We start from the raw sequence: 11,811 nt of genomic DNA on the forward strand, positions 1-11,811 counted from the left end.
GGGGCGGGGAGCGGGTTTCGGGGCGGTGCGGTTCGGGGCGGCGTGGTTCAGGGTGTCGAGGGCACCGGCTCGGAGTCGGTCAGCGGTGCGGGGGTGTCCGTCCACAGGCCGAGCAGGTCGCCCGTCTCGTCGATGACGTGGGTGGGACGCAGGTCCGCGGGGCCGGTCAGAGCGGCGTCGATCTGCTCGTCGGAGGCGGAGCCGCCGCGGACGATCACCGACACGCCGACACCCGCCCGGTGGGCGGCGGCGGTGTCACGCCAGGGTTTGTCCCCGACGAACCAGCAGTCCGCGGCGGACACGCCCAGGGCGGTGGTGGCGGCACGGACCGTTGCGGGGTCGGGTTTGCGGCGGCCCAGTTCGTCGGAGTAGACGTGGGCGCCGACCAGGTGGAGGACGTCGAAGCGGTCGAGTTCCTCCCGGACGGCCCGGCCGCACACGGTGTTGGACACGATGCCGACGGGGACGCCGTTCCCGGCGCAGAACTCCAGGACCTCGCGCACGCCGGAACGCAGGGTGGCGTGGCTCTTGGAGCGGGCGTACTCGAGGGTGAGTTCGGCGGACTCGGCGAGCAGGAACGCTCGGGCGCGGGGCGGCAGGCCGTGGCCGACCATGTCGAACCAGAACCGGCGCGGGGTGATCTCGGGGATCGGGCCGTCCTCGGGGTGGGCGGCCTTCCAGGCCCGGTAGCGGTCGCGCCCGGACAGCACCAGCGCGAGGACGGTGTCGGTGGTGGCGGCGTACCCGGCGCGGTCCAGGCGGACGGCCAGGCTCCGGGCGAAGTCGCGCTGGGCGTCGGGGGTCGCGGTGGAGCGGGCGATCACGCCGCCCTGGTCGAGGAGGAGTGCGGCGGGAGCCCGCCGGGGGCGCGGGACCCGCGGGGGTTCGGGGACCGTCCGGGGTTCGGGAACCGGCTGCGCGGAGCCGCTTCCCCCGGCCGTGCCTCCTGCTTCGGCCCCGGAGGCGGGCCCGGGTGCGGAGGCGGGCCCGGCTTCGGGATCGGGACCCGCACCGGGCTCGGCGGGGAAGCTGTGCAGCAGCGGGACGACCAGGCCCTCGGGGGTGTCGAAGACGGCGTCGGCGCGCTCGCGGACGGGATAGGGCGGGGTGTCGGTGTGGTGGTGGCGGGTGAGGATCACCGCTCCGGTGCCGGCCCGGCGGCCGGCGACGACGTCGCGGTCCTGGGTGTCTCCCACGTACCAGCAGCGCTCCGGGACGGTGCCGAGCGCGCGGGCGGCGAGGGCGATCATCTCCGGGTGGGGCTTGCGGATGCCGACCTCGTCGGAGTAGACCTGCACGCCGAACCGGTCCTCCAGCCCGGCCTCGCGGAGGATGCGACGGTGTGAGCGGCCGGAGTGGGCGTTGGAGACGATGCCGGCGCGCACCCCGAGGGTCCCGGCTGCGGCCAGGAGTTCGCGCACCCCGGGGCGGACCTCGTGTTCGGAGATCAGGGGCGACATGTCGGCGAGGAGCTCGGCGGCGCTGCCCGCGAGGATCTCCCGGGCGCGATCGTCGAGGTCGGAGGCGAGGAAGTCCGTCCAGATGGTGCGGTGGTCGAGCTCGGCGGGGGTGCGGCGGCGGCCCGCGGCGTTCTTCCAGTCCTTGAGCGCTGCCAGCCCCGCGTCCAGGGAGCCGCGCAGCAGGTCCGGATCGACGTGGTGACCGGCCCGGGCCAGGACCCGGTGCAGGTGGTGGGCGGCCTCCGTACGCCCTTCGGGGCGTTTGCGGGTCTGGAAGACGACGCCGCCGAAGTCCAGGAGGAGTGCGTCGGGGCGGTGCCGGAGCGGGGACGTGTCCAAGGGGGCTCTCCTGCCGGTGGGATCCGTGTTCACCGGTGACGCTAGGCACGGGCCCCGGCCTCCGGGGGACCCTCGGGTGGCGGTTCGGGAAACGAATCTGGAACGTTCCAGATTCGGGTGCTCCCCGCTTGTTCCCCACCGCCGTCCCCACGCCACAATGTCCGTGTGAGCAGACGTGAAGAGGGGCGCGCGCCGCGCCCGACCATCGTGGACGTGGCGGCTGCCGCCGGGGTGTCCAAGTCCCTGGTGTCGCTGGCCCTGCGCGGCGACCACGGGGTGAGCGCGGCGACCAGCGCACGCATCCTCGACGCCGCCGAGCGGCTCGGCTACCGGTCCAACACCCTGGCGCGCGGGCTGGTGCAGGGGCGCACCATGCTCCTGGGCGTGCTCCTGACCGACCTGGCCAACCCCTACCACACCGAGGTCGTCTCCGGGGTGGAGGAGGCCGCGGAGGAGCGCGGGTTCACGGTGCTGTTGGCGCACGGGCGGCGCGACCGGGCCCGGCTGGCCCGGCAGCTGGACGCGCTGCTCCAGCTCAACGTGGACGGTGTGGTGGTGGTCAGCTCCTGGCCGGAGCCGCAGGTGTTGGCGGCCGCGGCACGGCGCGTCCCCGTGGTGATGGTGGGCCGACCCGAAACCCCGGCCCCGGGGGTGGACACCGTCGCCAACGACGACCGGGCCGGCGCCGAGGCGGCGGTACGGCATCTGGCGGAACTGGGCCACGAGCGGATCGCGCACCTGGCGGGGAGCGGCCGTCCGGCCTCACGGGCCCGCGAGGCCGGTTACCGGGAGACGATGCGGAATCTGGGATTGGCCGCCCACACCACCGTCCGCGGGGTCGGAGGCGGCTCCGACCACGGAACGGACTCCGGCACCGGAGGGGCCGGATCCCGGGAGCGGGCCGCGGCCGAGCTGCTCGCCACCGGGCCCACCGCCGTGTTCGCCACCAACGACCTCGCCGCCCTGGCCGTGCTCGACCGCGCCCACGAGGCCGGTCGGCCCGCCCCGGGAGGGGTTTCGGTGGTGGGCTACGACAACACGTCGCTGGCCGAGACCGTCCGGCCCCGGCTGACCAGCGTGGACCAGCCGCGCCTGGTGATGGGGCGGCTGGCCACCGGGCTGCTGCTGGAGCGGCTGGGGGGCCGGGTCGAGGACCGCCACGAGGTCCTCACCCCGGACCTGGTCGTCCGTGCTTCCACCGCCCCGCCCCGACCACGATGATCTTGCTCGTACGGCGCCGGAGACGGCGATGAGCGAGACCGGGGAGCGCGCGGGCAGGCTGTTCACCACACCTTCAGTCGGGGTCCCCCGGGGTTGGACACACCTGTTTCCGGGGTACCGGAAGGTGGCTTGACCCTCGGCCCAGAAAAGAAACAGCCCGAAGTCCCCCGAACGAGAGGCCTCCCCCGGCATGCGTGTCCGTTTCCTGATCCCGACGGTGCTCACCGCACTCCTCCTCGCCCTGGGCGCGTTCCCCGTGTCCGCGGCCCCACAGGGCACCCTCTCCCTGGCCGACGGTGAGGAGTTCACCTTCGCCTACTCCACCCCCGACCCGGATCCCGCCAACTGGATCGGCCTGTACCGCGCCTCGGGCGGCGGCCCCGTGGACGAGGAGTACGTCGCCCCGTCCCTGGTCTGGGAGTACGCGCCGGAGGCGGAGGGGACCGTGCGGCTGTCGGCCGACTCCCTGGAGCCCGGTTCCTACACCGCCTTCTACCTGGCGCGCGACGGTTACGAGTGGCTGTCCGAACCGGTCGAGGTGGAGCTCGCCGCCGAGGGCCCGGTCTCCTTCCCCGTGGAGGAGGTCACCCTGCACAACGCCCGCCAGGGACAGCCCTACGAGGCGAGCCTGGGCGGTCTGGTCTCGGGCGGCGACTCGGAGACGGAGTTCGGCAAGGTCAGCGGGGACGACTGGGTCCAGGTGTCGCCGGAGGGCACCCTCTCGGGCACCCCGCGGACCTCGGCCGAACGGCAGACCCCGCCGGGGGTGTCCCGTCCCGACCGCGCCTCGGCCCGGGTGACCGTGGAGGCGACCGGTTCGGACGGTTCCACGGCGCGCCTGGCCGTGACCGTCCCCGTGCGCCGCCACAACCAGCCGCTCGTCGACGAACTGGGGGTCATGAGCCTCAACACCTGGCACGGCGGCACCCAGATCACCGGCTACCACGAGAAGCAGGTGCGGTTCCTGCTGGAGAGCGGCGCCGACGTGGTCGGGCTCCAGGAGACGCAGGGCACGCACGCCACCCGGCTGGCCGAGGCCCTGGGCTGGTACCACTGGCAGGGTTCGGGCAGCCTCGGTGTGATCAGCCGGTACCCGATCGCGCAGGAGTACGGCGAGGTCAACGCCTCCGGCGGGGTGCGGATCGAGCTCGACGGCGAGGAGTCCCAGGTCAACCTGTGGAACGTGCACCTGGGGTACACCCCGTACGGTCCCTACGACTTCTGCTTCGACGGGATGGACGCGGAGCGGGTCCTGGAGCGCGAGGCCGAGTCGGGCCGCACACCGCAGATCACCGACACCCTCGCCGCGATGTCCGACCAGGTCGACGCGGCCGACGAGGTCCCCGTACTGCTCGTGGGTGACTTCAACGCGCCCTCGCACCTGGACTGGACCGAGGAGCTGCGCGAAAAGAACTGCGGATACGCCGACGTGCCCTGGCCGACCTCGGTGCTGCCGACCGAAGCGGGGCTGACGGACTCCTACCGTGCGGCCCACCCGGATCCGGCGGCCGCCCCGGGGAACACCTGGTCTCCGCTGTACCCGTTCCACGAGGGGTCGACCGGCCGCGAGGAGCCCCAGGACCGGATCGACTTCGTCTACCACGCCGGCGACCTCACGGTGCTGGAGTCGCACGACCTGGTCGTCGGAGACCCCGCCCCCGTCCCGGGGCACGCGGACAACGAGTGGACCACCGACCACGCGGCGGTGCTCACCTTCTACGCCCTCCCCTCCTCGACGTCGTAGCGGCCCGCTGCCGGATCCTCTCCGAACGGCCGGAGAGGGTCCGGCACCCTCTCGTATCCTGGTCCCCCAGGCCCTGGTCGCCCAGGTGCCGAGGGGGTTCACCCGCAGGAGAGGAAGACCGCTGTGGCCCACGACGACCGCCCTCCGAACCCGCACGTCGCCGCTCTGCGGCGGTGGGAGGAGCACGGTGCGCTGTGGGAGGTGGTGGCGCGCACCGCCACCGCGGTGACGGTGTCGATGCGCACCTGCGACGGCGGCACGGAGGTGGACCGGTTGACCTCGGACGACCCCGAGCTCGTGGCCTTCGTCAACGAGCGGGAGCGCGCCGAAGGTTCGTTCAGTCCTGGCCCTCCGCGATCGACCTGATCCCCTCCAGCCGGCGGTCCCAGGCGGCGGCGATACCGCGCAGGTCCTGTCCGACCTCGTCGAGGCGGACGCCGTCCACTTCGTGAACCACCGCCCGGCCGCTGCGCCGTGTGCGCACCAGCCCGACCGTGCGCAGGATCTCGAGGTGCTTCACGATCGCCTGCCGGGAGACGGGCAGTTCCCGGGCCAGCTCCGAGGCGGAGGCGGGCTCCCTCCCGAGCCGGACCAGGATGCTCCACCGGGTGTCGTCGCCGAGCGCCGCGAAGACCGGGGGCAATGCGGTGTTCACCATGTTTTTTGGGCGTGGAAGCCCGGCCCCTTCAGGGCCGGGAGGAAACGCCCTCCTCCTTCCGGAAGGTGTAGGCGTAGCCGTCTGCGCGTTGGAGCAGACGAATGTGTTTGTGGTTGATCCCGGCCTGACGTCCATGACCGGTGGTGATGTCGAAGCTCCCCCTGGCCCGCACAAGGACACGCCCGGTATGGGTGCCCGCACGTTTCCCAGAAGGAACGACGGCGCGGACCAGGTCTCCGGTGGCGAAGGAGAAGTACTGCTTGCGGCGGGCCGCACGCAGCCGCGGGAACCCGTACCGGTCCGGTGTGGTGCGTGCGTACCGGCCCCGGCCCGCGCACCCGGCGACCAGCACCCGGGCCACAGTCTGGGTGATGGCCTCGACCTTGCCCACAGCCAGGGCGTCCAGGGTGTGAGTCTTGGGCAGCTGGTTGCGGTCGCGGTTGAACTTGGTGCGCCCACCCGAGCCCACACGGGTGGGCAGGCGCTGGTCCAACGCCTGCCAGAGCGCCCACCGGGTGGACTGCGCAGCGGCCGCATCACGCAGCGGGGCTTTGGCCTGGGCCAAGATTCGCGCGGCGGCCTTGGGAGCGAACTCCTCCACAGACCGGTCTGCTTTGGTCTGGTTGCAGGGCACGCACGCCAGCACCAGGTTGGACACCCGATCCGACCCGGTCCGCGAGCGGGGATACACATGGTCGAGGTTCAACGGCACGTTTGTGATGCCGCAGTACACACAGGCCCGGTTGAACTTGGCCAGCAGGTACTCACGCACCTCGTACCCGGCCAGGGTGCCCTGTTGGTACTGCGCGCCCTCCAAGGGTTTCCCAGCGGAGAGGGCGTGGGTGTCGAAGGCGAGGCGCTCCACATGCACGGCACGGACCGGCACCCACCGACACAGCCGCTCCACCCAGCCAAGAGTGGTCTCCACCCGGTGCCGCAGTGAGGGGGCCAACCACCCCCGGGGGCGGGCGCGGTTGGAGAACCGCGGGGACCGGTGGCGCAGGTTCGCGCTGCGGCGCCGCCGCCGGTAACCCGCGCGCTGGCCGAGTTTCTTCTTGATCTGCGCGCCCCGGTGGTCCAACTGCAGGGCGTACCGGCCCCGGCGCTCCCCCGCCCGGTGGGTGAACAGGGCGATGCCGGTGTGCTTGGAGCCCGGATCGATCCCGATCTCGACCCCGTCGATCTCGGATTCTGCGGCGGTGCGGTCGGTGAGGCGGATCGTGAAGGGGGTGTGCCGGGCCACCACGGCACGTTTCTTGGTCAACAGCTTGCGGGCCCGAGCCGGCGGGCACGGCTGGAGGGGGATGTGGTTCTTGTCCAGGACGAATACGTATGGATCGGTCTGTCTGGTGTGGGCCTCACGGCCCTGCTTCCCAACAGGGTTGGGAGTGACGCCGGAACCGCTAGGTGAAGCGGGTCTGGTCTCCCCTCGCACATGGTCCGCGCCGGGTACCGCCTGGCGGCGGTGTCGGAGTCCCGATTCGTGCCCGATCCGGGGCGTGTCTGCTGACTCCGATTCCAGGGCCTGGCGCTGAGGAAGCACGCCAGGGTGGGTCTTTGGTCCTACGCGGAACGTAGCCATCAAGGTCACCTCCTTCGAAGGTGATGGCTGGTGCTGGTAAAGGCGGCCCTCAGCCATGTGCGCTGAAAGCCCGGGCCTTCAGGCCCGGGATCCCTTTACCACCTCATCTCCTCTGGGTCTCGGCCAGCTGGTCGACGAGGGTGGCGAGGCCGCCGCCCCAGCCCTCGTCCTCCGCGGCGGCGTTGTCCGCCGCCGCACCGAAGTGTTCGGCCAGGACGTCGAACCCGACCTGGGTGACCGTGAGCAGGGCCCCGGTCCCGGACGCCTTGACCTCGAAGGTCACCAGGGTGCTGTCACCCTCCCCGGGGTCGGTGTCGGGTTCCATGGCGATCCGGTAGGCGAACCGCCGGGGCGCCTCCACTTCCACGACCCTGCCCCGGAACGAGCCGTGCTCGGCCCACCGCAGTTCCATGGGCGCTCCCTCTCGGGCCTCGAAGTCGGCCCCGTCGAAGGCGTACCAGGCGGCGAAGTGCTTCGGTGTGGTCAGGACCTCCCAGAGCCGTTCCGGAGCGGCGTCGACGTGCACGGTGCGCTCGACCGTCAGCGGGTCGAGGAGGCTGCGCGCAGCGGCGAGTTCGATCTCCCAGCCCTCGGTGTTGTCCGCCACCTGGCGACGGCGCTCCTCCTCGGTGATGCTGAGCCCCGCGAACCCGCTCTCCGCCACCCTGAGCGTCACCCCGCCGGACCGTTCGTCGATCCAGAACTCGACCAGGGTGGAGCGTTCGTCCATGTACTGGTCCCTCTCGCCGCCGATCCAGCGGAACGCGGCGTAGCGCGGGGGGTCGAGCTTCTCGGTTCGGATCCGGAACGCGCCGTGGGTGGGGTCGTGCACGAGGTGCACGCCCTCATCCACCTCCTCGATCCGGTGGTCGACCACGCGTCCGTCGTTGACGAACCATCCCGGCCGCGACACCAGGCCCCAGACCCGGTCCGCCGTGGCGTCGATGTCCAGCTGTCGTTCGATCCGGTCCTCGACCATGACCGTCTCCCTTCCTTGATTGCAACCCCATGGTTGCACTTCTCCGATCTTGCTGCAACCCATGGGTTGCACAGAAATCGGAAAATCACCCCGGACAGTCACGGGTCACGCACACCTTGCGAAAAGCAGTCCGATCGACCTAGGATCAGGCCATCCGGACCGAACCCGACAGGAAGCGCCAGCTGTGACACTCCTGCTGTGGTCGGGTGCCGCCGGCGCCTGGCTGTTCATCGTCGTCTTCCTGGCGGACGGGCTCACCCGGCCGGGCTACCACCCGGCCCGGCAGCCGGTCAGTGCCCTGGCCCTCGGCTCACGCGGATGGGTGCAGACCACCAACTTCGTCGTGTGCGGCCTGCTGGTCACGGCGGGGGCGTTCGCCCTCCCCCACCCCTTCCTGGCCGTCGCGGTGGGAGCACTCGGCCTCGCGCTGGTGGCCTCGGGCGTGTTCCGCATGGATCCGATGCGCGGCTATCCGCCCGGCACACCCGACGGGACCCCGCAGGACCAGTCCCGAGCGCACCGGCTCCACGACCGGGCGGGCGCGGTGGTCTTCCTGCTGTTGCCCCTCACCCCTCTGATCGCGGTGTTCGCGCTCGACGACCCGCTCTGGAGGTGGGGGTCGGGGATCGTCGCCGCGGCGGCCGCGGTGGCCAGCGGCTCCTTCGGCGCCCTCTGGGAGAAGGACTCCCCCTACGCGGGGCTGGTCCAACGCGTGACGATCATCCTCGGCCTGGCCTGGCTCGGCGCACTGTTCGCCCTCGGAACCGTCTGAGCCCTCGCCGCCGCGCCCCGGAGGGCCGGCGCTACCGGAAGTCGGCCGCGTGGTCGCACGCCCACTCACGGAACGTGCGCGCGGGCCGCCCGGTGACCTCCTCCGACGTGGGCACGGGGCCCGGGGCCACCGCATCGACCCCTTCGAGCTCCTCTGGGTCCGCCTCGCCCCCGGAGTAGTCCTCGAACCCCAGGAGGAAGTCGGCGTTCTCCGCCGCGAACCCCCCTTGAGCGAGGTAGTGCTCCCTGGCGATCCGGGGTTCGACGACGTCGACGCGCACCGGTTCACCGATCGCCTCGGCGATCGCGGCGACCTGCTCCCGCCGGCTGACGAGCTCGGGCCCGTTGAGGGTGTAGGCCCTGCCCGTGTGCCCCTCGCCGAGCAGGGCCTCGGTCGCGACGTCGGCGATGTCCCGTTCGTGGACCGGATACCAGGCGGCCTCCGGTTCGGGTTCCCGGACCACCCGTTCCGCTCTGATCGAGGGACCCCACAGCCAGAGCTTGTTCAGCGCGAACTCCCCCGGGCGCACGTGGGTCCACTCCGTCCCGGAGGCCTCCACCGCCTGTTCGACCGGGAGGTGGAAATCGGTGTCGAACCCGTTGGTGACGGCACCCGACGAGAGCGTCACGATCCTGGAGACACCGGCCGCCCGCGCCCTTTCGACCACGCTTTCCGCCGTTTCAGGAACGGGGAACAGAAACACCCGGTCGACCCCTTTCAGCGCGTCTCCGAGGGTTTTCGGCGACCCGAGGTCACCGACCACCCCCTCGACCCCTTCCGGCAGGTCGTCCCGTCCGCGCCGGGAGAGCGCCCGCACCTCGGCCCCCGACCCGACCAACCCTCGCAGCACCAGTCGGCCGACGTTCCCGCTCGACCCGGTCACCAGAATCCGCACTCCGCACCCCCTGCACCCCGTGGTCCGATCCCTTCAAATATATCCTTGAACCATATGTAGGGGCTTTTTCCATAAACAAAGGAGAATTCTCGGGAAAACCCTCAACAGGGCCACCGGGACCCGGCGGTCAGGCCCGCCCGTCCAGGTGAGCGCGCGGGGCCCCGGCGACCTCTCCGGCGGCGGAGACCTGTTCCGGAGTGAGGGCGTCCACGAAGAGTTCACGGATGGCAGTCAGGTGCGGGGCCGTGGCGTCGTGGAAGGCCTTCGATCCCCGCTCCCCCGGCGCCTCGCTGAGCGCCGGCAGCACCTTGTAGTCACCCGGTGGGAGAGCCGAATCGCCCTGGAGCCGCGCGGCCACCCCCGAGTTCAGGACCGCCGAGCGGTTCGGCACGGTCGTGCACCCATCGAACCCCTGCGTCAATAATGCCTGTTCCGTGCACTATGGTGCACCCATGGATGCAAGTGCGGAAAAGCTGGCCCGGGCGATCGGCGCCCGAGTGAAGCACGAGCGGCGTGCCCGTGAGTGGACCCTCGATCAGCTCGCGACCCACGCAGGGGTGAGTCGGCGCATGATCGTCAGCGTCGAACAGGGGTCGGTGAACCCGAGCGTGGGCACTCTGCTGCGCCTCAGCGACGCACTCGGTGTCGGGCTTCCGGCCCTGGTCGAGCCCCCGGAGCCGCGGTCGGCGAAACTGACCCGGCGCGGCGAGGGCGCCGTGCTGTGGACCGGCGGGTCGGGCGGCCTCGGTGTTCTGGTGGCCGGCACGGAGCCGCCCGACGTGGTCGAGCTCTGGGACTGGACCCTCGCCCCGGGCGAGCGGTACTCCAGCGAAGCCCATGCCGGCGGCACCCGGGGGCTGCTCCACGTCCTCGAGGGCGCGATCACGGTCGAGCTCGGCGACGAGTCCTACGAACTCGGCACCGGCGACGCGTTGACCTTCTTCGGGGACACACCCCATTCCTATGCGAACGGACACGGCGAACCCGCCCGGTTCTCACTCACGGTCCACGAACCCGGGGTGGGAACGGCGCACGGAACGGAGCACCGCTGAATGTCTCTCTCCACAACCGTGTCGCGCCGCGCCGTGAGGGCCCCCCGGGTACCGGCGTGGTCGATGGCGGTCACGGCGATGCTCGCCATCCAGCTCTCGAACGCGCTCTCGCTGAGCGTGGTCGAGCAGGTCGGCCCGGCCGGCACGGCCTGGCTGAGAATGTGCTTCGGCGCGGTCCTCCTCTGGCTGATCGCGCGCCCCTCGATCCGTTCGATCCGCCCGAAGGACCTCCCCGCCCTGCTCGCGCTCGGCACGGTCACCGGGTTCATGACGACGTTCTTCCTCGCCGCGGTCGAACGCATTCCGCTGGGCACCGCTGTCGCGATCGAGTTCCTCGGCCCGCTCACGGTGGCGGCTCTGGCGAGCAGGCACCGAAGGGCGCTGGCCTGGCCCCTGCTCGCCCTCGCCGGAGTGGTGCTGCTGACGGAACCCTGGCGCGGGGACATCGACGCGGCAGGGGTCGGGTTCGCCCTGATCGCGGGAACGTGTTGGGGACTGTACAACGTGCTCACGCAGCGCGTGGGCGACCGGTTCTCGGGGATCAGCGGCCTGTCACTGACGATTCCGATCGCCGCGCTGGCCACGCTGCCGTTCGGGCTGCCGCAGGTGGCCGGCGGCGACTTCACCTGGTGGGTGCTGTTGGCCGCTGCCGGGATCGCGCTGATCACCCCGGTGGTGGCGTTCGGGCTCGAGATGCTCGCCCTCCGCCGGATGACCCACACCGCTTTCGGGACCCTGCTCTCCATCGAGCCGGCCTTCGGCGTCCTCATCGGCCTGCTGGTGCTCGGTCAGATGCCCGCCCTCGTGCAGCTGATCGGCATCGCCCTCGTGGTCGTCGCCGGCGCTGCCGCACAGCGCGGCGGCACCCGCACCCTCGATCCCGTGCCGGAAGAGGCACCCCGGCCGCCCACCGGTCCAACCGAGAGCCGCCCATCCACCTCAACCACAGACGAGCCGCCCCGGTGAGCGCGCCCACGCGCGAACAGAGGCGGCGAGGTGCGCGAGCGCCAGCGAGCGCACACCGGGGGTCTGGGGGTCGCCCCCCAGAGGGCACAACGAAGACGACCCTGCGAGGAGGCCGAAGGCCCCCGAGCAGGGTCGTCTCAGAG

12 protein-coding genes are annotated in these 11,811 nt (G+C 71.7%); 6 read left to right on the forward strand and 6 right to left on the reverse strand.

Annotated elements, in window-relative coordinates:
* Positions 1 to 47: 47 nt before the first annotated feature.
* Positions 48 to 1,799: an HAD family hydrolase gene (locus D458_RS0123205; RefSeq protein ID WP_017589127.1), complete on the reverse strand. Its 1,752-nt coding sequence runs from the start codon at positions 1,797 to 1,799 to the stop codon at positions 48 to 50.
* Between the two features lie 165 nt (positions 1,800 to 1,964).
* Between D458_RS0123205 and D458_RS0123210 the strand changes: the two genes are divergently transcribed.
* From D458_RS0123210 to D458_RS0123220, 3 genes are all read left to right on the forward strand, one after another.
* The gene (locus D458_RS0123210) at positions 1,965 to 3,020 is read left to right on the forward strand and encodes a LacI family DNA-binding transcriptional regulator (RefSeq protein WP_040702722.1); all 1,056 of its coding nucleotides are present in this window, start codon (positions 1,965 to 1,967) and stop codon (positions 3,018 to 3,020) included.
* Between the two features lie 190 nt (positions 3,021 to 3,210).
* The gene (locus D458_RS35735; RefSeq protein WP_017589129.1) at positions 3,211 to 4,764 is read left to right on the forward strand and encodes an endonuclease/exonuclease/phosphatase family protein; all 1,554 of its coding nucleotides are present in this window, start codon (positions 3,211 to 3,213) and stop codon (positions 4,762 to 4,764) included.
* A gap of 123 nt (positions 4,765 to 4,887) precedes the next feature.
* Complete coding sequence (locus tag D458_RS0123220; RefSeq protein ID WP_017589130.1) at positions 4,888 to 5,130, forward strand: hypothetical protein; 243 nt, start codon at positions 4,888 to 4,890, stop codon at positions 5,128 to 5,130.
* Here the strand turns inward: D458_RS0123220 and D458_RS0123225 are convergent.
* The 3 genes from D458_RS0123225 to D458_RS0123235 form a co-directional block, all read right to left on the reverse strand.
* Entirely contained in the window at positions 5,102 to 5,422 is a 321-nt protein-coding gene (locus D458_RS0123225) for an ArsR/SmtB family transcription factor (RefSeq protein WP_017589131.1), read from the reverse strand. The genes D458_RS0123220 and D458_RS0123225 overlap by 29 nt on opposite strands.
* 28 nt (positions 5,423 to 5,450) lie before the next feature.
* Complete coding sequence (iscB, locus tag D458_RS0123230; protein ID WP_040702729.1) at positions 5,451 to 6,743, reverse strand: RNA-guided endonuclease IscB; 1,293 nt, start codon at positions 6,741 to 6,743, stop codon at positions 5,451 to 5,453.
* Between the two features lie 364 nt (positions 6,744 to 7,107).
* Positions 7,108 to 7,983: an SRPBCC domain-containing protein gene (locus D458_RS0123235; RefSeq protein ID WP_017589133.1), complete on the reverse strand. Its 876-nt coding sequence runs from the start codon at positions 7,981 to 7,983 to the stop codon at positions 7,108 to 7,110.
* A 184-nt stretch (positions 7,984 to 8,167) separates the two neighbouring features.
* Here D458_RS0123235 and D458_RS0123240 point away from each other — a divergent pair, with 184 nt between their 5' ends.
* Positions 8,168 to 8,755, forward strand: coding sequence for a DUF998 domain-containing protein (locus D458_RS0123240; RefSeq protein WP_017589134.1), 588 nt, complete (start codon positions 8,168 to 8,170; stop codon positions 8,753 to 8,755).
* 31 nt (positions 8,756 to 8,786) lie between these two features.
* Here the strand turns inward: D458_RS0123240 and D458_RS0123245 are convergent, their stop codons facing one another.
* A complete protein-coding gene (locus D458_RS0123245) occupies positions 8,787 to 9,650 on the reverse strand; it encodes an NAD(P)H-binding protein (RefSeq protein WP_026119612.1) in 864 nt (287 codons plus the stop codon).
* Positions 9,651 to 9,777: 127 nt separating this feature from the next.
* On the reverse strand, positions 9,778 to 10,041 hold the full coding sequence (locus D458_RS34055; protein ID WP_152521216.1) for a hypothetical protein: 264 nt from the start codon (positions 10,039 to 10,041) through the stop codon (positions 9,778 to 9,780).
* Between the two features lie 61 nt (positions 10,042 to 10,102).
* Between D458_RS34055 and D458_RS0123255 the strand changes: the two genes are divergently transcribed.
* Entirely contained in the window at positions 10,103 to 10,702 is a 600-nt protein-coding gene (locus D458_RS0123255; protein WP_026119613.1) for a helix-turn-helix domain-containing protein, read from the forward strand.
* Complete coding sequence (locus D458_RS34060; RefSeq protein ID WP_204366915.1) at positions 10,703 to 11,668, forward strand: EamA family transporter; 966 nt, start codon at positions 10,703 to 10,705, stop codon at positions 11,666 to 11,668.
* Positions 11,669 to 11,811 lie beyond the last annotated feature (143 nt).

Origin of the sequence: Nocardiopsis ganjiahuensis DSM 45031 (assembly GCF_000341085.1) — a bacterium.
GTDB lineage: Bacteria > Actinomycetota > Actinomycetes > Streptosporangiales > Streptosporangiaceae > Nocardiopsis > Nocardiopsis ganjiahuensis.